Source organism: Alysiella filiformis, assembly GCF_014054525.1.
GTDB classification, from domain to species: Bacteria; Pseudomonadota; Gammaproteobacteria; order Burkholderiales; family Neisseriaceae; genus Simonsiella; species Simonsiella filiformis.
The window spans coordinates 237,620-260,988 of sequence record NZ_CP059564.1 but is presented as its reverse complement, the minus strand read 5'-3'; the positions used below and the strand labels follow the sequence as shown (position 1 = coordinate 260,988).

Here is a 23,369-nt window from a genome sequence, read left to right as displayed (position 1 = left end):
CCAATGGATTGTGGGAGATGGGTTTTCAGGCTGCCTGTAACCTGTTCCCTCCCCTGCTGGCGGGGGAAGGCTAGGGTGGGGGCGTGGCAATATCAAAAAATGTCGTGTACTGTAAGGCTGCCTGAAACCCCCCAAACGGTTACAATACCGCTTTTTTCAGGCAGCACCACATATCATGGACATCATCAAACTCATCTACACCCATCATCGCCAAGCCTTTTTGCAGATGTTTGCGCTGACCTTGTTGTCGGGCGCATTGGGCATTGGCACTTTGTCGTACATCAACCATTATCTGTTGCAAGACAATCAACTTCATGGTGGTTTGGGGGGATTTGTGTTGCTGTTGCTGTTTTATTTTGTGGCGGCGAGCGTGGCGCAAATCCAACTGGCGCGTATTGGGCAAAATTTCATCTACCAAACCCAAACCCAGTTTGTCAAACGCATTATGGACAGCCACGATGCCCAAATTCAACACATCGGCAAAGCCAAAATTTTAGCCAGTTTGAGCAGTGATGTACGCAGTTTATCGTTTGCGTTTACAAGGCTGCCTGAATTGGTACAAGGGGCGTTGTTTACCTTGGCGTGCAGCCTGTATTTGATGATTTTATCGTTTAAACTGTTTGTGGTGGTGGCGATTTTGATGACCGCCATGATTGCAGGCACACATTTTGTGGTCAAACGCCATTACAGCAGTTTCCGCCAAATGCGTCATGCCGAAGACGACATTCAAAGCCACTACGAAACCACCTTAAACGGACACAAAGAATTGAAACTCAACCGTTTTCGTGCCGAACGCTTTTACCGCGAAACCTTTTTGCCCCAAGCCCAAATGCGCCGCGATGCCCACATTCAAGCCGACAGCTACCACGCCATCGCCATTAATTGGGGCAACAGCGTGATGTTGGGGGCGGTGGGCGTGATTTTCTATTTGTCCATGCAATACCATTGGGCGAGTTTGTCCGATGCCGCCACCATTACCATGATTGTGCTGTTTATGCGCGCACCGCTCACGGCGGCGATTGGCGCATTGCCCGCCATCATGCAAAGCCAAGTGGGTTTGCAAGCCCTCAAAAATTTGGGATTGGTGGATTATCAGCCGCATTTTCACAGCGATTTCAGGCTGCCTGAAAACTGGCAACGCATTCGTTTGCAACAGATTACCTATGCCTATCCCGTGCAAGGCGGACAGCATTTTTCATTGCAACCCATTGATTTAACGATTGAACGCGGCGAAACCCTGTTTTTGATTGGCGGCAACGGTTCGGGCAAATCCACTTTGTCGCTGGTGTTGTCGGGTTTGTACACGCCCACATCGGGTAAGATTTTTGTTGATGATATTGAAATTACAGAAGAAAATCGCGAAGCATATCGCCAACTGTTTGCCAGCGTGTTTACCGATTTTCATATATTTGAACAACTTATGGACGGCATGGGCAACGATGTTGCCGATGAACAAATCAGTGCGTGGCTCAACCATTTGCAACTGAGCGACAAAGTCAAAATTGAACAAAAACGCATTTTAAACAGCAAATTATCGCAAGGGCAACGTAAACGGCTCGCCCTGATGATTGCCGCGCTGGAACAACGCAGCATCATGATTTTGGACGAATGGGCTGCCGACCAAGACCCCCAATTTCGCCGTGTGTTTTACGAAAATCTGTTGCCTTTATTGAAAAATCAAGGCTATACCGTGTTTGCCATCAGCCACGATGACAAATATTTTCATCACGCCCAGCGCATTGTGTCCATGAAAAATGGCGTTTTACAACAATTAGATAGCGAATCTGCCAAAAATGTTGCCGATGAAAACAGTCGCGCGGCATAACCTTGGGGCAAGTTTCAGGCTGCTTGACAGTACACGACCAAAATTGTTTGGCTGCCTGTAATCTGTTCCCTCACCCGTCTGGCGGGGGAGGGTTAGGGTGGGGGTGGTACTTTGGGTTTCTAACCCCCACCCCAGCCCTCCCCCTTGCATAGGGGGAGGGGGCAGATTAAAAGCAGGTTTTGTCAAGATTTCAGGCAGCCTGAATCTGTATTTCCCATTATTTCATGCGTTTCAAACGCAAAGCATTGCCCAGCACCGACACGGAACTCAACGCCATCATCGCGCCTGCCAACACGGGCGTGAGGTAGCCCATTGCCGCCAACGGTATGCCCAATACATTGTAAATTAAAGCGAAAAACAGATTTTGTTTCATCACGCCCACCGTCTGCCGCGCAATGTGCAAACCGTCTGCCAATGCCGCCACCGATGGGCGCACCAACACGGCATTGGCACTGTGTTCGGCAATGTCGGTGCTGCCGCGCACGGCAAAACCCACGTCTGCCAACGCCAAAGCGGGCGCGTCATTGATGCCGTCTCCCACCATGGCTATGGTTTGGTTTTTTTGTTTCAGTTTTTGGATAAATTCAACTTTTTGTCTTGGTTGGCAGTTGCCGTGGGCGTTGTGTTCAGGCAGCCCGATTTGTTGGGCGATGTGGTGTACGGTTGCGGCATGGTCGCCACTTACGATGTACACTTCGTGGTGCTGGCGCAATTTTTGCACGGCGGCGCAACTGTCGTTTTTGAGCGTGTCTGCCAAAGCGAATGCGCCAAGTGTTTGATGATTCAGCGAAACCGCCACAATGCTGCTGTTTGCCCAATGATTTTGCGACAACAGCGTTTCAGGCAGCCTGAATCCGCAAAATTCAGGCGTACCGATTCGGATTTCGCCTTGCGATTTGATTTGCGCGACCATGCCTTCGCCAGCCACCGTGTTCACATTTTCCAATTCAAAATCAAGCATTTCTTCTGTTTTGCTGGCAGCCTGAACAATCGCTTGCGCCAAAGGGTGAGCCGAATGGCGTTCCACCGCTACGGTCAATTCAAATAATTGTTTTTCTGAAATATTTTCCGCGCACCAAATGCCGACCACTTCGGGTTTGCCTTGTGTGAGCGTGCCTGTTTTGTCCAACACCACCGCTTGCACCGCACCTGCGCTTTCCAAGGCGGCTGCGTCTTTGAACCACACGCCGCGTTGTACCGCCACGCCCATGCCTGCCATCATCGCGGCTGGCGTTGCCAAACCCAAAGCGCACGGACACGCCACCACCAACACCGCCACGCCACGCATTAAGGCTGCCTGAAAATCGCCCAACACAATGAAATTAAACACAAAAGCCAACAACGCCACCACCACCACCACAGGCACAAACACCGCCGCTACCTTGTCCGCCAAACGTGCCATGGGTGCTTTGCTGCCCTGCGCTTGCGCCAAAGCCGCCGCCATGTCGCCCAACAGCGTGTCTGCGCCCAAACTTTCAGCGCGATAATCCACGCTGCCTGAAAGCACCGAACCTGCCAACACCTTGTTGCCAATGGTTTTGTGTACAGGCTGGCTTTCGCCCGTTAAGTGGCTTTCGTCTGCCCAAGCCTCGCCTGCGATGACTTCGCCATCAGCCGCCACGCGCGTGCCGTGTACGCCACGCAAAACATCGCCTTTTTGGATTTGATTGAGTGGCACAGTTTGCCAATTTTCATTTTTGTAAACAAGCACTTCTTTGGGCGTGAGCTGCAACAATGCCCCCAAAGCGTTCAGGCTGCCGCGCTTGGTTTTCGCTTCCCAGTGTTTGCCCAGCGACACGAATGCCAACACCATCACGCCCGCCTCAAAATAAACATGATGAACGCCATTTGCCGACATTGCCAGAGAATAGACGAAAATCGCCGAAGTTCCCAGCGTAACCAGCACGTCCATATTGGCAGCGCCAGCGCGTAAACTCGCCCAAGCACCGCGATAAAACGGCAGGGCGAAATAAGTTTGCGCCACCGTAGCCAGCACAATTTGCACCCAAAGCGGTGGCATAAGCGCGTGCGAACCAAACAGCATGCCCACCATACCCAACATAAATGGCGCGGTCAAAGCCAGTAAAGCCCACACGCGCCAAGTGGATTGGGGCGTGGGGTTTTCAGGCAGCGTTGATGATGTGGGTAAGGCTGCCTGAAATCCTGTTTTTTCAATGATTTGAATGAGTTGTTCAGGCGAGGTTTGTGTGTCGTCAAAGTGGATTTGTGCGGTTTCGCTGGCAAAATTCACGCTGGCAGCTTGAACAAAATCTTTTTTGTTCAACACCTTTTCAATGCGATTGGCACAGGCTTGGCAAGTCATGCCTTTGATTTGAAATTGGATTTGGGGCATGGGTTGGTTTCCTAAAAATGATTTCAGGCTGCCTGAAAAGGATTGTTCAGGCAGCCTTTGTTGAAGAATCTGTATTCACAATCTCAATAGCTTGCTTTTCACGTCAATATGTTCAATATTGGCATGAAAAGCCGCCTTGTATTCGCAAGAATTGACCATAAAATCAAGCCATTAATCTTATGAATACAGGTTCTAATTCAAACTGTTGTAAACGGTATCACGCCGCCCAATTTTGATGACCAAAACCACCAAACGGTCGTCAATCACTTGGTAAAGCAAACGGAATCCCGATTTTCGCAATTTGATTTTGTACAAATCGTTTGCGCCACGCAATTTGTTTTTGGGAATACGCGGATTTTCAAGGATTTTTTCCAGTTTTTTCACGAACTGATGGGCAATGTCGGGGCTGAGTTTGTCAAATTCTTCAAGGGCTTTTTCGTTGAATTCGAGTTCGTAAGTCATCTAGGGTTACTTTCACGGTGGGTTCATTTTCCCGTTCGGCTGCGATTTTCAACAATGCTTGGTCGTCAATCAAATCCATCATTTTTTCATAGAGTTCGGCAGGGACGCAGTAAAAGGCAGGTGTATTGCGGTTTAAAATCGCCACCACTTCGCCATGCCCATTTCCTACTGTTTCCATGGGATTTTTTTTCAAATCGCTGATACTGGCAACATAACGGCTGAGTACTTGGTTAAGCATAATACAAGACCTTTTTAAAGACCTATTTAAGATATTTTTAATTATATGATTAAAAATGAATTGGCGCAAATTCAGGCTGCCTGAACATTAAACCCCGCATTTTCCACCGCGTCCACCAATGCCGCCACATCGGTTTGTGCCGCGTCAAATTGCACCGTTGCCGTGCCGTTTTGCCAATCCACTTGCACATCGCCCACGCCATTGATTTCGCGCAACACGCGATTGACGCTGTTGGCGCAACCGCCGCAGGTCATGCCGTCAATTTTCAGATGAATGTTTTGCATTTGCTTTTCCTTAAAAATGTGAAAAATGGTGCAACTATACGCCCATTTGCGCCAAAATAACACCTTGTTTTAAAAAGAATGCTTATTGCTTGTGTGAATTGAATTGATGAATTTTTATTGCAATAAAAATCATTTTTAAAATATTTTATTTTAAGTGAAAAACAAATTTCATCATAATGTGCCACAAAATGCCTTTGGTGTGGTGTGCCACGCGCTGCTTTTTTCCGTTATGATTTGCCCATTTTTTGTTAAACATCATTTTGCTGCCCCAAAGACCCCATTCAGGCAGCCTGAAATCAGGAAAATCATCATCATGAACAAACGCCAATTCATTTTCAGTGCCATTGCTGCCACCGTGTTAGCCGCTTGCGGTGGACAACAACAAAATTCATCTGCCCCCGAAAAAGCCGCGTCCACGCCTGCCGCAGCGCAATCCAGCGCACCTGCTGCCGATGTGGGCAACAAACGTCTTGCCATCACCGCGATTGTGGAGCACCCCGCTTTGGACGAAGTGCGTCAAGGCGTGTTGGCGCAACTGAAAGCCGAAGGCTTTGAAGAAGGCAAAAATTTGACCGTGGATTTTCAATCGGCACAAGGCAACCCTTCCACCGCCGCACAAATCGCCAAAAAATTTGCTGGCGACAAGCCTGATGCGGTCATTGCCATTGGCACGCCCAGCGCACAAGCCATGGCGGCTGCCAGCAAAGACATTCCCCTTGTTTACGCTGCCGTAACCGACCCTGTGGCGGCAAAATTGGTGTCATCGTGGGAAGCGTCTGGCACAAACGTAACGGGCGTGTCTGACCAATTACCGCTTGAACCGCAAATTGATTTGATGAAAAAACTTGTTCCCACTTTAAAAACAGTGGGTTATGTTTACAGTCCCAGCGAAGTCAATTCCACCATCGTGCTTGACCAACTGAAAACCGAACTTGCCAAACACAATATGGAATTGGCAGCCGTGCCAGCACAACGCACCACCGATGTTTTGAGCGCGGCACGCAGCCTGAACGGTAAAGCACAGTTGATTTACACGTCTTTGGACAACAATGTGGTTTCATCTTTCCCGTCCATGTATAAAGCGGCGACTGAAATGAAAATTCCCGTGTTAGCATCGGATTCGGGTTCGGTGCCACGCGGTGCAGTGGCGGCTTTGGGCGTGAACTACACCGACATCGGCACGGAAACAGGCAAAATCACCGCGCGTATTTTGAAAGGCGAGGCGGCTGGCGCGATTCCATCGCACAAAATGAGCAAATTTGACCTGCTCATCAGCCCCAAACACGCACAAGAACAAGGTATTGCTTTTTCAGATGAAATCAAACAAGCTGCCACCAAAGTGATAGAATAAAGCCTGTTCAGGCAGCTTTTCAAAGTTTTGTAGGGCAATGAAAAGCTGCTTGAAAACCCAATCCACAATTTATTTGGTATTTTTTCTGATGAGCAGACACATTTCCCGACCTTTGCCCTTTGTTTTGGCAGCCACCGCCACAGGCAGCATGATAGTAAATCATAAAGATTTCAATACCTTTGCCAATGGTGTAAGCTATGGCGTGGGCTATCAATTTTTGAACACGGCTGCATTTGACCCCCAAGAAGTGAATAACATCATACAACTGCTGCATTTGCGCCGCCAATATTTTGGCGATGGCGTGGTGGCTTTGGATTGTGGCGCAAACATTGGCGCACACAGCATTGCGTGGGGCATTGAAATGACGCATTGGGGCAAAGTCATCGCCTTTGAAGCGCAAGAACGCCTTTATTACGCGCTGGCTGGCAATGTGGCGTTGAACAACTGTTTTAATGTACGCGCCATGTATGCTGCTGTTGGCAATCCACAATCCAATCAAGCATATTTAAACATTCCTGTTGTTGATTACACGCGCCCATCATCGTTTGGCAGCTTGGAATTGCAAGCGCGTGAAAACACCGAATTTATTGGGCAAAACATTGATTACAACAACACGGTTGCCGTACCCTTGATGGCTTTGGATTCGTTGAATTTGCCGCGTTTGGATTTGATGAAAATTGATGTAGAAGGCATGGAAATGGACGTGTTGCAAGGCGCATGGGCAAGCATTGAGCAACACAAACCCATTTTGCAAATTGAAATTTTGAAATCCAACCCACAGCCAATTATGGACGCATTGAGTGAATTGGGTTATCACTTCTTTCATTTTGAAATCAATTTGTTGGCAATTCATCAAGATGACCCAGCTTTGCAACACATCAACACCCAAAAAACATAATTCAGGCAGCCTGAACAACGGGGACGATGACATTTCATCTTATTTCCTTTTCGGTTGAAACCCCACTATTGATGGCGGTAGAATTGGGTTTTTATTTGGTCGGGGCATCATCTCGTCCAAATCAGGGCAACACATAGGGCGATGCTTGATGTGTTGCCCTGTGTGTTGAAACAAACTACACGATAATGATGATAATATTGCCAGTCATCTGCTCCCTCCCCCTTGAAAGGGGGAGGGTTGGGGTGGGGGTTGAAAATGAAGATTTATGTGAAATTGAATTTCAAAAATTTTCCCCCACCCTAACCCTCCCCTGCAAGCAGGGGAGGGAACAGGTTTCAGGTAATTCAAACATTGTTTGTCCCATTCTTTCAGGCAGCCTGAAACCGCATTTGCCCCCATTATTTAAACTTAAAAATTTTTGAAATTTAAGGAAACACCATGTCCTTATTGGCACTTTTTGGCACATTTGAAACAGGATTGGTTTTCGCGCTCGTGGCATTGGGCGTGTTGCTCTCGTTTCGCATTTTGGATTTCCCCGACTTAACCGCAGACGGCAGTTTCCCCTTGGGGGCGTTTGCCTGTGCGGTGTGCATGACGCTGGGCGTGAACCCCATTTTGGCAATTTGCGTGGGTTTTGCCGCAGGCGCGTTGGCAGGGTTGCTCACCGCCTTTTTGCACGTTAAATTGGGCATTTTGCAGCTTTTATCGGGGATTATCGTGATGACCGCGCTCTATTCCGTCAATTTGCGCGTGGGTGGTGCGCCCAACGTTCCCCTGCTTGGCACCGACACCGTGTTTGATTTGTTTAAGCCGATTTTGGGCGCAGGCATTTGGCAAAACACTTTGATTTTACTGGTTTTAACCCTGTTGATTAAATTTGCGCTCAACTGGTTTTTCAGCACCGAAACGGGTTTGGCAATGCGTGCCACAGGCGCAAATCCACGCATGGCGCGCGCACAAGGCATTTCCACCCATTTTATGATTATGCTGGGCATGGCATTGTCCAATGGCTTGATTGCTTTGGCTGGCGCATTGTTCGCGCAACTGGTGGGTGGGGCTGATGTGAGTGCAGGTCTTGGCACGATTGTGTTTGGCTTGGCTGCCGTGATTTTGGGCGAAGCCCTGTTGCCCAGTAAAAAGATGTGGGTGATTACCTTGTCGGTCATCATCGGTTCGGTGGTGTATCGCCTGTTTATCATGGTGGCGATGGGCAGCGAGACTTTATCGTCTTGGGGCTTGAAAACGCAAGATTTGAATCTGATTACTTCGGTGTTGGTGGTGGGCGTGATGTTGCTGCCCCAAATCAAAGCCAAATTAAAAACAAGGAGATAAACGCCATGATGAAAGCAGACAACCTCAAACTCACGTTTAACGCTGGCACGCCGATTGAAAATCCCGCCTTGCGTGGCATGAGTTTGCACATCAAAGACGGCGAATTTGTTACCGTGATTGGCAGCAATGGCGCAGGCAAATCCACTTTTTTGAACGCGATTAGTGGCGATATTTTGGTGGATTCAGGCAGCATACGCATTGACGGCACCGATGTTACCCGATTGCCTGCACATCAACGTGCAGGTTTGGTGGCACGGGTGTTTCAAGACCCCATGGCAGGCACTTGCGCCAATTTGAGCATAGAAGAAAACATGGCTTTGGCGTTCAAACGCGGTCAAACACGCAGCCTGAAAGGGGCTTTAAACAAAGCCAACCGCGAATTTTTCCGCGAAAAACTGTCGCTGTTGAAACTGGGTTTGGAAAACCGTTTGAGCGACCGAATCGGCTTGCTTTCGGGCGGACAACGCCAAGCCGTGAGCTTGCTGATGGCAAGTTTGCAGCCCAGCAAAATCCTGTTGCTGGACGAACACACCGCCGCGCTTGACCCCAAAACCGCCGCCTTTGTGCTGGAACTGACCGACCAAATCATCAACGAAAACAAACTCACCGCCATGATGGTAACGCATTCCATGCAACAGGCTTTGGAACACGGACACCGCACCGTGATGTTGCACCAAGGGCAGGTGGTGCTGGACGTTTCAGGCAGCCAACGTGCCAATATGGGCGTACGCGATTTGCTGGATATGTTTGAAAAAACGCGCGGCGAGAAAGTAACCGATGACGCGCTGTTGTTGAGTTAAAATGAAATTTCAGGCAGCCTGAAACGGTCAAAATCCCATTTCAGGCTGCCTGAATCACGTTTTATGAACGTTGTAAACGACCCCATCAATAATCGCGTTTGGCGTAAATCACTTTGCCCGTTTTCGCATCAACGCGCACATCAAATTCACGACCTTTCGCGTCAATCACTTCCACATCAAAAAATGCGCCGTGGTATTTTTTTTCAAATTCCACATCGGTAACGTGTGCGCCAGCACCGATTTTGGCGCGAGCGGCTTGTGCCGCTTGTTCGTGGCTGATGTAGTTGTGTTGATTTTGTGAGAAGTGGATTTCATCGTCATCATGCCAATCATCGGCAAAAGTGGGGGCGGCGATGCTCATGCTGGCGGCGGCAAATAAAATGGCAAAAGTTTTTTTGTTCAACATGGTGTATTTCCTTGTGTGTGAATGAAAAAGAATTTTTGATGTGCGCATGATACATCCGCAAAATTAGCCGAAAATTAGGGCAGCCTGAAATGGGGGCGTTCAAATGAAAAGAAAAAGCCCAAATCTTTTCAATTTGGGCTTTTTGTTGATTTACGGTGTGTGAGTGTGCTTATTTCAAGTTGTTTTCAGCATCAACCAAAGAGCGGCGAGCCAAAGCCAAGTTGGATTTAGAGCGATCCAAAACGGAATACAAGAACAAGCCATCTTGACGAGACAAGGGGCGCAACAAGTGGTATTGTTTGCCCAAGGTAATCAAGATGTCTTCAATATTGTCTTTCAAACCCAGCATTTGCATGGTTTTCATTTTGGCACGCATTACTTCGGTGTTACCAGCAGCCGCGATTTCCAAGTCAATGGCAGCAGAACCACCACCAGCCAACAACATGCCGCTAGAATAGTCCACAACAGCAGCAGCCAAAGCACCGTCAACATTCAGCATTTCAGATACGGTTTTATCGTAATTCATAGTAAATGACTCCAAAAAGATTGTGATAATTAAAAAAATACCAAACCAATATCGTATGATACATGGTATTGTTAAGGTATGCAGATACTGATACATGCCTTGCGCATAACCAGGTTCCCACTTACCAGCTCTTTTGGCTGACTTGTTTTGCTGCCTAGAAACTGCATGGTATGTGCAATAAATGCACAACCTAACGGTTACCAGGTTCCCACTTACTGGTCTTAAACTTTTGCTTAAATCCAGCTTGTTTTGCTGCCTAGAAACTTGACTGTATTATATGGCTTTCGTGTCGTGTCGTAAAGGTGCTTTTGTTTTTTTGGGTGCAATTTTTGCTTTTTGTGAAATGCGGTGTAGTCAAAAATGGCGGCAATACGCGATACAATCTGGATTGTTTTTTTGGATAAATGGGCATTGAAAATGGATACTTTATTGAGTATGCGCGTGTTTTGCCAAGTGGTGCAAAGTGGCAGCTTTACCCGTGCTGCCGAATTGCTTGATGTGTCGGTGCCAATGGCGAGCAAACATGTGTCGCATTTGGAAAAGGTGGTTGGCACGCAGTTGCTTTATCGCAATAACCGCAATTTGAAATTGACCGAACAGGGCGAAAATTATTATCGTGAATGCACTTTGGCTTTGGAAATTTTGACGCAGGCTGCCCATCAAGCCACTTGCAGCAGCCAAACTTTGAGCGGCACTTTGCGTTTGAGTGTGCCTGTGTGGTTTTCATGCAACAGTTTTGCCAAGCTGCTGACGGCATTCAGGCAGCAATATCCCGATATTGAATTGCAATTAACCCTGACCAACAAACACGTTGATTTAAATAGCGATGGCGAAGATTTGGCTTTGCGTTTGTCGCACAGCTTGTCGGAAAATTTGATTGCGCGGCGTTTGGGCAATGTGTCGTTTTTGCTGCTGGCGGCTCCCGATTATGTGGCGCAACGCGGGCTGCCTGAAACCCCCGATGATTTGCGCCAACATTGGGGCGTGTTGCCCAGCTATACCGATATGTCGCACCTGACGCTGTGGCGTGATGGGGCGCAATCGGTTTTTGAACTGGCTTCGGTGGTGCGCGCCAACAACACTTTGATGACGGCAGAAATGATTCGTGCAGGGGCGGGTGTGGGCTATATGCCCATGTGGTTGGCGCAAGATGATTTGCAGGCAGGGCGTTTGATTCATGTGTTGCCCGAATACAGGCTGCCTGAAATTCCCCTTTATGCCGTATACACCAACCGCCAGTTTTTAAACGCAAAAGTACGCGCATTCATTGATTTTTTGGTGCAGCATTTGCAAACGGTGTGAGTTTGTTAAGATGTCCCCGTGCTGTGTAATATTTCATCATTTGGGGCATTTGGGGTGATTTGCCCCTTTACGCGCCCCATTTCTTTGCCTAGAATGCACTCATTCCCTGATTTGGGGCAGACATTTTTTCTTTATAAGAAAGGTTTTCATCATGAAAAAATCCACTTTTACCGCAATCATGTTGGCAGTTTTGGGCGCAACCGCTTCTGGCGCAGCGTTGGCTGACGAAATCACAGGCGCATATGTGCAAGGCGACATCGGTTTGACCCACATGCGCACCGATACCAAACGCGAATGGAATGGCACAGGTGATGCCAAAAACAATCTGAAAGATTCTTATAAAGAATCAGGCTTCATGCCTCGCGTGAGTGCAGGTTATGACTTTGGCGACTGGCGCGTAGCGGGCGACTACACCCACTACAAAGACGTGAAAGAAGACGGCATCAGCAGCAAAGTACGCGGTGCTGGCGTGTCTGCCATTTACGACATTCCTTTGAACTACGCGGTGCAACCTTATGTGGGCGCACGTTTGGGCGTGAACAAATTGAAACAATCTGCCGCCAACGCAACGGCTGACGAAACCAAAGTAGGCGTGGGCGCAATGGTTGGCGCAAACTACAAAATTGACCGCAACTTGACCGTGGACGGTGGCTACCGCTACAACCGCATTACTTCTGATGTGAATGCACATGAAGTGGGTGTGGGTTTGCGTTACACATTCCACTAATCCCATCAATCTGTTTCAGGCAGCCTGAAACGCCAAAAAGCCATTTGATGTTTGAAATCAAATGGCTTTTTTGTTGTGGCAATCAGGCTGAAACTTTTGCAAAACCTACTTTTAAACTGATGTAGAGGCGGATTTCATATCCGCCTCTTTTCAATTTATGTAAAAATAGGACAAGTGTAGGGTGCAACTTGTTGCACCATTTTCCTGATAAAACATGGATTTGGTGCAACAAGTTGCACCCTACATGGCGTCCCAAAAATAAAAATTTCTGCAAGTCTAAACAGGGCAAATATGAAATCTGCCCTTGCGAACCGAGTTTTGCAAAGATTTCAGGCTGCCTGAAAACTCATTTCGTGTCTTTAAACCCGCGTTTCACATGCACCATCAACAGCGCAATGCTCGCAGGCGTAACCCCCGAAATGCGGCTGGCTTGCCCCACCGTTTCGGGTTGGTGCAAATTCAATTTTTGTTGCACTTCTGCCGATAAACCTTTGACTTTACTGTAATCCATGTTTTCAGGCAGCCTTAAAGTTTCAATATCGCGTCTGCCGTCAATTTCCTCGTTTTGGCGGTCAATGTAGCCCTGATATTTCACTTGAATTTCAACCTGTTCCGACACATCGTCTGCCAACGCATTTTCAGGCAGCGCGTTGGGCAAACTCATCAAATCGGCATAATTCACATTCGGGCGGCGCAACAAATCGTGCAAATTTGCCTCACGGCTCAATTTTTGCCCCAACACGCGGATTTGTTCGTCTTCCGCCAATTTTTGCGGCGTGTACCATGTGGATTTAAGGCGTTGAATTTCCAGTTCAATTTGTTCACGTTTGCGTTCAAAGGCTTGCCATTGCGCTTCGGAAACCAAACCGATTTTGTAGCCGTTTTCCGTCAAACGCATATCCGCATTGTCTTCGCGCAACTGCAAGCGGTATTCGGCACGGCTGGTAAACATGCGATATGGCTCGTTCACGCCTTTGGTAATCAAATCATCAACCAACACGCCCAAATATGCCTGTTCGCGGCGGAGCAACAAGGGGTCTTGTTCGCGCACAAATTGCACCGCATTCGCGCCAGCCAACAAACCTTGCGCGGCGGCTTCTTCGTAGCCTGTGGTGCCGTTGATTTGCCCTGCGAAAAACAAGCCTTGCACGGTTTTGGTTTCCAAGCTGGCTTTGAGATTGCGTGGGTCAAAATAATCGTATTCAATCGCGTAACCAGGGCGCAAAATATGTGCGTTTTCAAGCCCTTTCATGCTGCGAACCAAAGCCAACTGAATGTCAAACGGCAAGCTGGTGGAAATGCCGTTGGGATAATATTCGTGGGTGGTTAAGCCTTCGGGTTCAAGGAAAATTTGGTGGCTGTCTTTGTCGGCAAAGCGGTTGATTTTGTCTTCAATAGACGGGCAATAGCGCGGGCCCACGCCCTCAATTTTGCCCGTAAACATGGGGCTGCGGTCAAAACCTGAACGGATAATCTCGTGTGTTTTCAAGTTGGTATGGGTAATCCAGCAGGAAATTTGCTTGGGGTGCATAGCCGCATTGCCGCGTACCGACATCACAGGCACAGGCGTGTCGCCAGCTTGTTCTTCCAGTTGGGAAAAATCAATGGTGCGACCGTCAATGCGTGGCGGTGTGCCTGTTTTTAAGCGGCTTTGGGGCAGATTCAATTCTTTCAGGCAGCCTGAAAGCCCTTGTGCGGCAGGGTCGCCAGCGCGTCCGCCCGCATAATTTTCCAAACCGATGTGGATTTTGCCCGCCAAAAACGTGCCAGCCGTCAAAACCAAAGCGCGACATGGAAACACCACGCCCATAGCCGTTTTCGCGCCCGCCACGCGGTCGCCCTCCAACACAATATCTTCCACCGCTTGCTGGAAAATTTCCAGATTTTCTTGATTTTCCAGCATTTCACGAATGGCGGCTTTGTAGAGAATGCGGTCGGCTTGGGCGCGTGTGGCGCGGACGGCTGCGCCTTTTGATGCGTTCAAACGTCTGAATTGTATGCCCGATTTGTCGGTTGCCAACGCCATTGCGCCACCGAGCGCGTCCAATTCGCGCACCAAATGCCCTTTGCCGATGCCGCCAATGGAGGGGTTGCAGGACATTTGTCCCAAAGTTTCAATATTGTGTGTTAAAAGAAGGGTTTGTGCGCCCATGCGTGCGGCGGCGAGTGCGGCTTCGGTGCCTGCGTGTCCGCCACCAACCACAATCACGTCATATTTTTTGGGGTAAATCATATTCTTGTAAATTCAAATAAAATCAATGAAAAATAGCGTGGATTTTAACAGAAAATGGGCTTTCAGGCTGCCTGTAACCTGTCCTCTCTCCCGCTTGCGGGGGAGGGTTAGGGTGGGGGTTCGTTGATTTTCAAGACAATTAATTTATTCCACAAATTTTCCCCCACCCTAGCCCTCCCCCGTTGGAGACGGGGGGAGGGGACAGGTTTGTGGTTATTTCAAAAAATTGTCGTGTACTGAAAGGCAGCCTGAAACACAATCCACATCATTCAAGGCTTTTTTGGCAAAGTCAAATTGGGCAAATTCCAACCGCGATACACCGCCAGCATTCGGATTGAAAAAATCAGTACCAGCGTGGAAAGGCTGTTGAGCCACTCGCTCACGCCCCAATGCAGGAGCAGCAGATAATACGCGCTGCCCAATACAGAGGCGGTGGTGTAAATTTCTTTTTGAAAAACCAAAGGAATTTGCTGGCAAATGATGTCGCGCAACACACCGCCAATCATGGCGGTAAACGCGCCCATCAGCATCACAATCGGTGGCGACATGTGAAACGACACGGCTGCCTGAACCCCAATCACGGTAAATGCCGCCAAACCCAATGCGTCAAACCAACGCATGGCGCGGTCAAGTCGTTCAACCGTATGGTAAAAAATTTGCACCAATGTGGACACCAATAAAATCACATACAAATAATTCAAATCGTGCAGCCAAAAAATGGGGTGGCGGTTGAGCAGCAAATCGCGCAAAGTGCCGCCGCCCACGCTGCCAATCAGCGACACAATCCATGCGCCAAACATGTCCATATTGCAGCGTTTTGCCAACACGGTGGCGGCAACGGTGCAGGCAAAAACGCCTATCATATCCAATACATAAATAATGCTGTGGGCGGTGGCAAGGGGTAATTCAGTCATCGATGATTTCCCAGTTGTGGTCTTGAATGTGAACGTGTTTGCCAAAGGGTTGGTCGTTGTGTTCGCGTTCTTTTTCAAAACGGTTTAAAAATTCAATCATTTCTTCGTGGGAAATGGGCGAGTGGCTCAATTCGTCTATGGATTGCACTTCGGGCGCGTAGGCTTTGTTGGTTTGGGGCAGGGCGGTGGCTTGTGGTGTGTATTGCGCGTCAAAACGCTGCCATGCTTCGTGGAGCAGGGTCAGTAAAGTGGCGTTTTCTTGGGCAAAGGCACGGAGTTTGTCCAAATCGGCTTGCGGTTGCCATGATTGTAAATGTTCGGGCAATATCATGATTTTCTTTCAAAATGTTTTTCAGGCAGCCTGAAACCTTTGCAAAACCTACTTTTAAACTGACGTAGGGGCGGATTTCATATCCGCCCTTTTTTCAATTTATTGATAAGAATGAAAATTTCTGCGAACCTAAACGGGGCAGATATGAAATCTGCCCCTACAAACCGAGTTTTGCAAAGGTTTCAGCCTGAAAGCAACAAAACAAAACGACTGACCATTTTGCAACAATCAGTCGTTATCCAAATGAAACGGGCATTTATCCGCGCCAATATTGGGCAAACAATCGGGGGCAAATGCGTTGCATACTGCGGTGGTCGTTTTCGTCCCAATCCAATTCTTCGGTGCTGTTGAGGTAATAATCGTGAGCCAAATAGCCGTCTAAATCGCGCCCTGTGTGCCGTTGAAACAAAATCGGGGCAATATCGGGAAAATCGGCAAAACCATAGCGAAAATCAGGCTGGCATGCCACCAATCCAACCAAATCATCTGGCTTGTGCAAGGCGGCACGGTACACGGTTTCGCCGCGTGAAATCAGCCAATAGCGAAAGTGGTCAAATTCATCGGCATTGTGGAAACCGCCGCTCATCAAATAACCTGCACAGGCAATGTGTGATGTGTCGGTTTGGGCAAACAGTTGGTTCAGGCGATTTTGAAAAAACACGATTTCTTCGGGATTAAAATGCCGCAGGGCTTGTAGGAGCGCGTCAATTTGAATGCCTTGTTGTTTGTCGTAACTGGTGGTTAGGGCTTCGGCTGCCGCTAGGGTAACATCGATGAGATTCCAAAAGGAAAGCTCGGACATGTATGAATCTTCGGACATGATTTTTCCAATATCTTTTGCATGGTTTTTTAGAAAAAGAGCCTTTGGTTGGCGGCGGTGTAGCCTGCTTTGGCAGGATAGCGGCGGCTGAAACGCGGTGTGTGTTGGTACACTTTTTCTGATGTGGTTTCAGGGTGCGCGTCCAAAGGTTCTGTTGGGGTGTCTTCGGGCATGTGTTCAACCAAAACCATGGGTTGTGGCGCGGGCGTTTCTTCCATGGGCAGATGAGACGATGCCAATGCTTGCCACACCGCAGTAGCCAAATCTTCGGCAGGGGCGGTGGTTTGTGGGGCGCGGACAATGTGTTCGGCAATGTCGGGCGTTGCCCATGATTGGTAGGCTTCGCGGACGATTTCGGGCTGCTGAACAACAGGTTCAACCAATGGTGGCGCAACGATTTCAGGCTGTTGAATTTCAGGCTCAACAAATTGCGGTAAAACAATTTCAGGTTGCTGAATCTCGGTTTCAATTAATTGAACTTGAACAGTAGATGGCTGCTCAACAATGGGTTCAATCATTTCAGGCTGCTGAATTACAGGCTCAACAAATTGTGGCGCAACGATTTCAGGCTGCTGAATTTCGGGTTCAACCAATGGTGGTGCAATGATTTCAGGCTGCTGAATTTCGGGTGCAACAAATTGCGGTGCAACGATTTCAGGCTGCTGAATTTCGGGTGCAATAAATTGCGGTGCAACGATTTCAGGCTGCTGAATTTCAGGTTCAACCAATGGTGGTGCAACGATTTCAGGCTGCTGAATTACAGGCTCAACAAATTGTGGCGCAACGGTTTCAGGCTGCTGAATTTCAGATTCAACCAATGGTGGCGCAACGATTTCAGGCTGCTGAATTTCGGGTGCAACAAATTGTGGCGCAACGATTTCAGGCTGCTGAATTTCGGGTGCAACAAATTGTGGCGCAACGATTTCAGGCTGCTGAATTACAGGTTCAACAAATTGTGGTGCAACGATTTCAGGTTGCTGAATTACAGGCTCAACCAATGGTGGCGCAATGATTTCGGGTTGCTGAATTACAGGCTCAACAAATTGCGGTGCAACGATTTCAGGCTGCGGAATTTCGGGTGCAACAAATTGTGGCGCAGCGATTTCAGCTTGCTGAATTTCGGGCTGCTCATCGTATTCGCTTTCCAAGCGCACATCAGATGTGTTTTGGAACATCATCGCATATTTATACGCAAACGAAGATTTGGGCAAAATCGGTTGTGTGGCTTCGTTGGGGCGCGCACGTTGCGGTTTCAAAATGCGTTCGGAGCGCGTGTTGATGGGCGCAGGCTCGGCGGCTGGCGCAACATCGGCTGGGCTGGCTGAAACGGGCGTTTCGGTAGAATCTGTTTGATTTTGTTGCAATTCTTCTTTTGAAAACAGCGTGGGTTTGCCTGTGTTGGGGTCTTTTATCACAATGAAATCTTCTTCATTGAAATTCAAGCTGATTTCAGGAATCACAATGTCTTCGGCAACGGGAATGGCAATCACCGTTTCTGAACGCACTTCGCCCAAAATGTCGTTCAAATCCACTTCGGTTTCGGCTGGGCGATGGGCTTGCTGGTTGCGATGACGCGCAAAAATATTGGGGCGCGAACGTGTCGCGTCCGAATTGGCAGGGGTGCGTTCAGGCTGCCCAGATGCTGACGATGAATGCACCTGTGCCTGATTTTCAGGCAGCGCAGCCGCCGATGACGCGCCCTTGCTGTTTAAATGACGCGCAAAAATATTGGGACGCGATTGTGCCGTTTGCACCGAATCGGGTTTTTGCGTGGTGTTCAGTGCCACTTCGGGGCTGGTGTCGTGCGGTTCGGCAAAGGATACGGCAATGGCGTTTTCCGCTTCATTGTCTGAATCGGGGTGAACGCGCGGCGTGGGGTTTTGTGGCGCAGCAAAGGCTGCCTGAATTGCCTGTGCGGGCGTTTCAGGTTGCTGTGTGGCGTTGGCGTTTTGACGGTATTTGTCAAAAATATTCGGTTTGCTGGGCGCGTCTTTTTTGGTCAGATTGTCTTTAACTGTGCCGTCATGGTTCATGTATTTGCTGAAAATGTTTTCTTTGGGCGCGGTTTGGCTGCTGGCGGTGTGGGACGCGGTGGTTGGGTTTTGCTGCTCGCGGTATTTGTCAAAAATATTGGACGTTTTGGGATTTCTGCCCTTGGCATTGGGCACAATGTCTGCCGTGCTAACGGGGGGCGCATCGGGCAAATCGTCCACTTCCAAAATCAAACGATTGGGGTTGTCGGGCGAAGGCACGGCTTTGGGTTTGCGTTTGGTGGAATCAAAATCTTCAAAATCGTCCAAATTCAGATTGTCAAAATCATCGTGTTGCAAACGCGGTGTGGCGGCATAGCTTTCCGATTCGGCAGCCTGCTTTTTGCCAAACAAGCGTGCCAAAAGCCCCAATTTTTTGGGGGGCTGGGCAATGGGGGTGTCTTCTACTTCTTGAAACATATCGGCAGACTTATGGGCAAGTGTGTGGGTTACGCTGGGAATGTGGGAATGGTGGGCGTAAACTTGACCGTCATCGCCAATCACGCCCACTTCTGAAAAATGCGGTTTTTCAGGCAGCTTTTCGGGTAGGGCTTGTTTTTTTTGCTGATTCAGTTGGTGTTGCGTGGGCGACAGGGCAATGGGTTCGGCATCGTTTTGCGGCAACAAACCTGCTTCATACAACACCGCATTGGCAGCCAATTCATCGGTGTTTTTCAGCAGCATTTTGTGCAGGCGGGTAAACGACATTTCCAATTGCGCCACTTTGTTGGGATTGCGATACCAATCCAACACGGCTTGCGCCAATTTTTCGCCTGTGGCATCGTGCTGCAACAATTCGGGTACCACTTCTTTGCCCAGCAAAATATTGGGCAAACCAACGTGTTGCACCTTGATTTTGTGTTTGACCAAGGCGTAGGTCATGGGCGAAATTTTGTAGCTGATGACCATGGGGCGTTTGCACAAAGCCACTTCCAAGGTTGCCGTGCCGCTTGTTACCAGCACCACATCGGCAGCCGAACACGCCAAATCGGTTTTGGCTGCCTGTAAGCGAATCGGCAAGTGTTTGAAAAAGTCTTTGCTCAACAAATCTTGCAGCATTTCGCGTATGGTGGCAGTGGGGTAGGGGACGATAAATTGTGCCGTGGGCAATTCGCGCAGCAACAATTTGGCAGCCTGAAAAAACAAAGGTGCCATATACTCAATTTCACTGACCCTGCTGCCGGGTAAAATGGCAATGATGGGGATTTGGGTATCCAGTTTTAAAATTTCACGCGCCGATTGTTTGTCGGGTTGCAAAGGCAAAATTTGCGCCAAGGGGTGTCCCACAAACAGGGCTTTGCCGCCTGCTTCTTCATACAATTTGGGTTCCATGGGAAACAGGCACAGCACTTGATTGACTTGTTTCACAATTTTGTGAACGCGCTCCGCTTTCCACGCCCAAACCGATGGGCTAACATAGTGCAAAGTGGGAATGCCTGCCGCTTTGAGTTTTGCCGCCACATGCAAGTTAAAATCGGGCGAATCAATGCCCACAAACACATTGGGGCGTATGAATTTCAGTTCTTCAATCAAATTGCTGCGTATGCTCAAAATTTCAGGCAGGTTAGACAATACTTCAAAATAACCGCGTACCGCCAATTTTTCTTGTTCAAACAGGCTTTCAAAGCCTTCGTCTTTCATGCGCGTGCCGCCAATGCCCACAAATCGGGCTTGTGGGTATTGGCGTTTAATGGCTTCAATCAAATGTGCGCCCAGCAAATCGCCCGAGGCTTCGCCAGCACACATCGCAATAATGATTTTTTGTTGTGATGTGGTCATATCAATCAAATTCAGCAAAGAAAGTTTCAGGCAGCATGAAATTGAGAACCTGTATGCATCATCTCAATAAAATCCGCCTTGAATTTGCAAAAATTGCCAATAAAATCAATCTGTCAATCTTGCAAATACAGGTTCTTAAAAAATGGCGTTCAGGCAGCCTGAATGTGGCTTATCGGTGTGTGAAAGGCAGCCTGAAAAATCATCTGCAAGAAAAAAATTATGCAAAGGGGGATTGTACAAAAAAAACTTGTCTCTATATAGGGGCTATACCGTGAATATTTTTGTTAAACAGGAGTCAACACCATGGCACACGTTAAAATGTACATCAAACCCTATTGCCCCTATTGCGCCAAAGCCCAACAATTATTGTCTGAATTGGGCGTGCAAAATGTGGAAATCATTCGTGTGGACAATTCCGATGAATTGTTCCAAGAAATGAAAAACCTTTCTGGGCGACACACCGTTCCGCAAATTTTTATTGGCTCAACCCATGTGGGCGGTTTTACCGATATGTATGCCTTGCACCAACAAGGCGGTTTACAAGTTTTGTTAAATCAAGAATAATTGCCATTTTATTTTAATCAACCTTGTTAAGAAAGCAGCAAAATGAGCGAACAAGCCCAACCCGTTTTCAGCATTGAAAAATTGTATGTGAAAGATTTGTCTTTGGAAGTGCCACACGCACCCAGCATTTTCTTGGAAGCCGAAACCCCCGAAGTGGATATGCGCGTTGCCACTCACAGCCAAAAAGTGGAAGAAGAATTTTACGAATGCGGCATCACCGTTACCATCACCGCCAAGCTGAAAGACAACCGCGTGGTGTTTTTGAGCGAAGTGAACCAAGCTGGCATTTTCCGCTTGTCCAACATTCCCGAAGAAGACATCAAAATTTTGTTGGGCGTGGCTTGCCCCAATATTTTGTTCCCCTATGCGCGTGAAACCGTGTCTTCAACCGTAACCCGTGCAGGTTTCCCACCCGTGTTGCTCGCGCCCATCAATTTTGACGCGATGTACCATCAACAACAGGAAGAAGAAGCGGCTGCCGCACAATAAGCATTCATTTTTCCACCAAAAGGCTGCCTGAAAACGCCATTATTCGTTTTCAGGCAGCTTTTTTTCGTTTTCAAGTTGAAGGCGTTGGGCGTGGTCTTGTTGTTCTTGCCATTTCATGATTTTGTTGCGCCGCCGCGTGATTGCCACCCAAATCACAAAAGCGGTGGGCAAAATCGTCCAAAAAATCAAATAAATGACCACTCGTGCCAAGCTCGGTTGGGCAATGGCAAACATGAACGTGGTAAAAACATAGCCTATCATCACAATGTGCCACATGGTTTTTCCTTTTGTAAAACAAAGCTGCCTGAAAATGAAAACGTCATTTTCAGGCAGCCTGATAAAAAGCGTCAATGATTATTTGCTGCTTTTGGGTTTGAAGATGGCAGGCAAATCGCCCGAAGTCAAAGGCTCAAAATTCGTGTTGTCGGAAATCATGCTTTCAGAAGGCTGGGCTTCGTCAAAGGTATCCACATCGCGTCCAGGTTCGCGCAGGGTGTCGCCAATGTCCACATTGCCCATGCTTTCCAAAATGATTGCCGAAGACACATTTTCGCCCGTGCGGTAAATCATTGCCAAGCCCATTTCTTCTGACGGAATGTTCACATATTCAGCCGCTTTTTCGGTGGGGCTTTGCCATGCCGATTTGACCACGCGACCGTTTTTGTAAATGCTCAACACCGTGCCAGCGTTCAAGCCATCGGCTTCGCCTTTGTTCAAGATTAAGGTTTGACCAAAACCCGCTTGGCTTACACCGTCCATCACGCTCACGATTTTGGCGGTAATGGGGGCATCGGGTTCGTGTGGCATGATGTTGAAGGCGGGCATGACTTCATCTTTGCGAATCAAATAATCGCCTTGACGAATTTCAGAGATGGTGTCGCCAATAATCAAGGGGCTGGCTGAACGCACTTTTACCATTTTTGTGCCGTTTTTCACAAAATATTCATCGTTTTGCAGATGTTTGCGTTGGCGGTCGGTTAGGGTAGGTAATTGCTCATCGCGGTTTTGGTAAGCCGTGTCGTTGGTGGCGATGGTGTAGGCTTGACCTGCAAATTCCACCAAATTGCCCAAATCTTTACCCGTGATGGGGTCTTTCAGGCTGCGTACCACGCGGAAAATCAAATATTCGCCATCTTCCACAGGTCCATCGGCATAAACGCGGTCGCTGTTGCCATACAGCACGCGCGATTCAGGGCCCGACACAATGCGTGGTGCCACTTTTAATTGCGTGTCGGTCATGAATTGTGGCTGTTTCATAAACATGCGGTAGAAGTTCACATTCAAAGTGGGAATGCCATAGCCCGAACCCAAATCACGCATTTGAGGGTGCAATTTCACTTTGGGAATGCCGCCCACGCTGCCTGCACCCGCACTGGCACGCAATACAGGACGACCGTTTACCCAAGTCAAATGCAAAACTTGCCCAGGGTAAATCAAATGCGGATTGCGAATGCTGCGCTTGTTCACATTCCATAATTGAGGCCATTTGTAGGGGCGATACAAATATTGACCCGCAATGCTCCACAAAGTATCGCCTTGTTTCACAACATAGCGAGTGGGCGCATTGGGTTTGATTTTCAAAGCATTGGATTTGCTGGCAGCCAATGCAGGCGCAGAAATAGCAAGACTTGCTGCACACAGCAAGGTTATAATGTGTTTTTGCATGGAAACAGTCCTAACAAATAATCAAGGGTTTGGGCGGTGC

22 protein-coding genes and 1 pseudogene are annotated in these 23,369 nt (G+C 48.3%); 10 read left to right on the top strand and 13 right to left on the bottom strand.

The window, feature by feature from the left end; translation table 11 throughout:
- The first annotated feature begins 175 nt into the window (after positions 1-175).
- Complete coding sequence (locus H3L97_RS01455) at positions 176-1,825, top strand: multidrug ABC transporter permease/ATP-binding protein (RefSeq protein WP_097113817.1); 1,650 nt, start codon at positions 176-178, stop codon at positions 1,823-1,825.
- A gap of 217 nt (positions 1,826-2,042) precedes the next feature.
- Here H3L97_RS01455 and H3L97_RS01450 read toward each other — a convergent pair whose 3' ends face one another.
- From H3L97_RS01450 to H3L97_RS01435, 4 genes are all read right to left on the bottom strand, one after another.
- The gene (locus H3L97_RS01450) at positions 2,043-4,178 is read right to left on the bottom strand and encodes a heavy metal translocating P-type ATPase (RefSeq protein WP_097113816.1); all 2,136 of its coding nucleotides are present in this window, start codon (positions 4,176-4,178) and stop codon (positions 2,043-2,045) included.
- A gap of 192 nt (positions 4,179-4,370) precedes the next feature.
- Positions 4,371-4,640, bottom strand: coding sequence for a type II toxin-antitoxin system RelE family toxin (locus H3L97_RS01445; protein WP_097113815.1), 270 nt, complete (start codon positions 4,638-4,640; stop codon positions 4,371-4,373).
- Positions 4,603-4,878 carry a type II toxin-antitoxin system Phd/YefM family antitoxin gene (locus H3L97_RS01440; RefSeq protein WP_097113814.1) on the bottom strand — a complete coding sequence of 92 codons (276 nt, stop codon included), beginning with the start codon at positions 4,876-4,878 and terminating at the stop codon, positions 4,603-4,605. Before H3L97_RS01440 ends, H3L97_RS01445 begins: the two co-directional genes overlap by 38 nt.
- Positions 4,879-4,949: 71 nt before the next feature.
- On the bottom strand, positions 4,950-5,162 hold the full coding sequence (locus H3L97_RS01435) for a heavy-metal-associated domain-containing protein (protein ID WP_097113813.1): 213 nt from the start codon (positions 5,160-5,162) through the stop codon (positions 4,950-4,952).
- Positions 5,163-5,475: 313 nt separating this feature from the next.
- Between H3L97_RS01435 and H3L97_RS01430 the strand changes: the two genes are divergently transcribed.
- The 4 genes from H3L97_RS01430 to H3L97_RS01415 all read left to right on the top strand — a co-directional run bounded on the left by H3L97_RS01430 (position 5,476) and on the right by H3L97_RS01415 (position 9,543).
- Positions 5,476-6,513 carry an ABC transporter substrate-binding protein gene (locus tag H3L97_RS01430; protein WP_097113812.1) on the top strand — a complete coding sequence of 346 codons (1,038 nt, stop codon included), beginning with the start codon at positions 5,476-5,478 and terminating at the stop codon, positions 6,511-6,513.
- A gap of 88 nt (positions 6,514-6,601) precedes the next feature.
- Positions 6,602-7,411: an FkbM family methyltransferase gene (locus tag H3L97_RS01425; RefSeq protein WP_097113832.1), complete on the top strand. Its 810-nt coding sequence runs from the start codon at positions 6,602-6,604 to the stop codon at positions 7,409-7,411.
- 438 nt (positions 7,412-7,849) lie between these two features.
- On the top strand, positions 7,850-8,743 hold the full coding sequence (locus tag H3L97_RS01420; RefSeq protein ID WP_097113811.1) for an ABC transporter permease: 894 nt from the start codon (positions 7,850-7,852) through the stop codon (positions 8,741-8,743).
- A gap of 5 nt (positions 8,744-8,748) precedes the next feature.
- A complete protein-coding gene (locus H3L97_RS01415) occupies positions 8,749-9,543 on the top strand; it encodes an ABC transporter ATP-binding protein (protein ID WP_097113810.1) in 795 nt (264 codons plus the stop codon).
- Between the two features lie 85 nt (positions 9,544-9,628).
- On the opposite strand, the gene H3L97_RS01410 is transcribed toward H3L97_RS01415, so the two are convergent.
- Positions 9,629-9,949, bottom strand: a complete 321-nt coding sequence (locus H3L97_RS01410; protein WP_097113809.1) for a PepSY domain-containing protein — start codon at positions 9,947-9,949, stop codon at positions 9,629-9,631.
- A gap of 169 nt (positions 9,950-10,118) precedes the next feature.
- Positions 10,119-10,475, bottom strand: coding sequence for a hypothetical protein (locus tag H3L97_RS01405; RefSeq protein ID WP_097113808.1), 357 nt, complete (start codon positions 10,473-10,475; stop codon positions 10,119-10,121).
- Positions 10,476-10,892: 417 nt separating this feature from the next.
- Here H3L97_RS01405 and H3L97_RS01400 point away from each other — a divergent pair, with 417 nt between their 5' ends.
- Together H3L97_RS01400 and H3L97_RS01395 are read left to right on the top strand one after the other, a co-directional pair.
- A complete protein-coding gene (locus tag H3L97_RS01400) occupies positions 10,893-11,777 on the top strand; it encodes a LysR family transcriptional regulator (protein WP_097113831.1) in 885 nt (294 codons plus the stop codon).
- Between the two features lie 151 nt (positions 11,778-11,928).
- Complete coding sequence (locus tag H3L97_RS01395; protein ID WP_097113807.1) at positions 11,929-12,504, top strand: opacity family porin; 576 nt, start codon at positions 11,929-11,931, stop codon at positions 12,502-12,504.
- A gap of 346 nt (positions 12,505-12,850) precedes the next feature.
- Here H3L97_RS01395 and mnmG read toward each other — a convergent pair whose 3' ends face one another.
- The 5 genes and pseudogenes from mnmG to lpxB form a co-directional block, all read right to left on the bottom strand.
- Positions 12,851-14,737, bottom strand: a complete 1,887-nt coding sequence (gene mnmG, locus H3L97_RS01390) for a tRNA uridine-5-carboxymethylaminomethyl(34) synthesis enzyme MnmG (protein ID WP_097113806.1) — start codon at positions 14,735-14,737, stop codon at positions 12,851-12,853.
- A gap of 269 nt (positions 14,738-15,006) precedes the next feature.
- Entirely contained in the window at positions 15,007-15,651 is a 645-nt protein-coding gene (locus tag H3L97_RS01385) for a trimeric intracellular cation channel family protein (RefSeq protein ID WP_097113805.1), read from the bottom strand.
- A complete protein-coding gene (locus tag H3L97_RS01380) occupies positions 15,644-15,982 on the bottom strand; it encodes a phenylacetate--CoA ligase (RefSeq protein ID WP_097113804.1) in 339 nt (112 codons plus the stop codon). The genes H3L97_RS01385 and H3L97_RS01380 overlap by 8 nt, the downstream gene beginning before the upstream one ends.
- 256 nt (positions 15,983-16,238) lie before the next feature.
- Complete coding sequence (locus H3L97_RS01375) at positions 16,239-16,802, bottom strand: DUF4240 domain-containing protein (protein ID WP_097113803.1); 564 nt, start codon at positions 16,800-16,802, stop codon at positions 16,239-16,241.
- 2,660 nt (positions 16,803-19,462) lie between these two features.
- Positions 19,463-20,611: pseudogene (gene lpxB, locus H3L97_RS11880) on the bottom strand (lipid-A-disaccharide synthase); the annotation flags it as partial.
- Between the two features lie 53 nt (positions 20,612-20,664).
- On the opposite strand from lpxB, the gene H3L97_RS01365 reads away from it, so the two are divergent.
- From H3L97_RS01365 to secB, 3 genes are read left to right on the top strand one after another with little or no spacing between them, the layout of a single operon-like run.
- Complete coding sequence (locus tag H3L97_RS01365; RefSeq protein ID WP_097113802.1) at positions 20,665-20,886, top strand: hypothetical protein; 222 nt, start codon at positions 20,665-20,667, stop codon at positions 20,884-20,886.
- Between the two features lie 28 nt (positions 20,887-20,914).
- A complete protein-coding gene (gene grxC / locus H3L97_RS01360; RefSeq protein WP_097113801.1) occupies positions 20,915-21,175 on the top strand; it encodes a glutaredoxin 3 in 261 nt (86 codons plus the stop codon).
- 42 nt (positions 21,176-21,217) lie between these two features.
- On the top strand, positions 21,218-21,664 hold the full coding sequence (gene secB, locus H3L97_RS01355) for a protein-export chaperone SecB (RefSeq protein ID WP_097113800.1): 447 nt from the start codon (positions 21,218-21,220) through the stop codon (positions 21,662-21,664).
- Between the two features lie 39 nt (positions 21,665-21,703).
- Here secB and H3L97_RS01350 read toward each other — a convergent pair whose 3' ends face one another.
- Positions 21,704-21,940 (bottom strand): hypothetical protein, encoded by a 237-nt coding sequence (locus H3L97_RS01350; RefSeq protein WP_097113799.1) that lies wholly within the window; start codon positions 21,938-21,940, stop codon positions 21,704-21,706.
- 78 nt (positions 21,941-22,018) lie between these two features.
- Positions 22,019-23,329: a LysM peptidoglycan-binding domain-containing protein gene (locus H3L97_RS01345; RefSeq protein ID WP_097113798.1), complete on the bottom strand. Its 1,311-nt coding sequence runs from the start codon at positions 23,327-23,329 to the stop codon at positions 22,019-22,021.
- Positions 23,330-23,369: the final 40 nt, after the last annotated feature.

Coding starts and splice junctions, on each gene's coding strand:
- H3L97_RS01420 (WP_097113811.1), top strand. CDS start 7,850: ATGTCCTTATTGGCACTTTTTGGCACATTTGAAACAGGATTGGTTTTC.
- H3L97_RS01350 (WP_097113799.1), bottom strand. CDS start 21,940: ATGTGGCACATTGTGATGATAGGCTATGTTTTTACCACGTTCATGTTT.
- grxC (WP_097113801.1), top strand. CDS start 20,915: ATGGCACACGTTAAAATGTACATCAAACCCTATTGCCCCTATTGCGCC.
- H3L97_RS01365 (WP_097113802.1), top strand. CDS start 20,665: ATGCATCATCTCAATAAAATCCGCCTTGAATTTGCAAAAATTGCCAAT.
- H3L97_RS01345 (WP_097113798.1), bottom strand. CDS start 23,329: ATGCAAAAACACATTATAACCTTGCTGTGTGCAGCAAGTCTTGCTATT.
- H3L97_RS01415 (WP_097113810.1), top strand. CDS start 8,749: ATGATGAAAGCAGACAACCTCAAACTCACGTTTAACGCTGGCACGCCG.
- secB (WP_097113800.1), top strand. CDS start 21,218: ATGAGCGAACAAGCCCAACCCGTTTTCAGCATTGAAAAATTGTATGTG.
- H3L97_RS01385 (WP_097113805.1), bottom strand. CDS start 15,651: ATGACTGAATTACCCCTTGCCACCGCCCACAGCATTATTTATGTATTG.
- H3L97_RS01430 (WP_097113812.1), top strand. CDS start 5,476: ATGAACAAACGCCAATTCATTTTCAGTGCCATTGCTGCCACCGTGTTA.
- mnmG (WP_097113806.1), bottom strand. CDS start 14,737: ATGATTTACCCCAAAAAATATGACGTGATTGTGGTTGGTGGCGGACAC.
- H3L97_RS01410 (WP_097113809.1), bottom strand. CDS start 9,949: ATGTTGAACAAAAAAACTTTTGCCATTTTATTTGCCGCCGCCAGCATG.
- H3L97_RS01435 (WP_097113813.1), bottom strand. CDS start 5,162: ATGCAAAACATTCATCTGAAAATTGACGGCATGACCTGCGGCGGTTGC.
- H3L97_RS01400 (WP_097113831.1), top strand. CDS start 10,893: ATGGATACTTTATTGAGTATGCGCGTGTTTTGCCAAGTGGTGCAAAGT.
- H3L97_RS01445 (WP_097113815.1), bottom strand. CDS start 4,640: ATGACTTACGAACTCGAATTCAACGAAAAAGCCCTTGAAGAATTTGAC.
- H3L97_RS01455 (WP_097113817.1), top strand. CDS start 176: ATGGACATCATCAAACTCATCTACACCCATCATCGCCAAGCCTTTTTG.
- H3L97_RS01440 (WP_097113814.1), bottom strand. CDS start 4,878: ATGCTTAACCAAGTACTCAGCCGTTATGTTGCCAGTATCAGCGATTTG.
- H3L97_RS01380 (WP_097113804.1), bottom strand. CDS start 15,982: ATGATATTGCCCGAACATTTACAATCATGGCAACCGCAAGCCGATTTG.
- H3L97_RS01395 (WP_097113807.1), top strand. CDS start 11,929: ATGAAAAAATCCACTTTTACCGCAATCATGTTGGCAGTTTTGGGCGCA.
- H3L97_RS01450 (WP_097113816.1), bottom strand. CDS start 4,178: ATGCCCCAAATCCAATTTCAAATCAAAGGCATGACTTGCCAAGCCTGT.
- H3L97_RS01375 (WP_097113803.1), bottom strand. CDS start 16,802: ATGTCCGAAGATTCATACATGTCCGAGCTTTCCTTTTGGAATCTCATC.
- H3L97_RS01405 (WP_097113808.1), bottom strand. CDS start 10,475: ATGAATTACGATAAAACCGTATCTGAAATGCTGAATGTTGACGGTGCT.
- H3L97_RS01425 (WP_097113832.1), top strand. CDS start 6,602: ATGAGCAGACACATTTCCCGACCTTTGCCCTTTGTTTTGGCAGCCACC.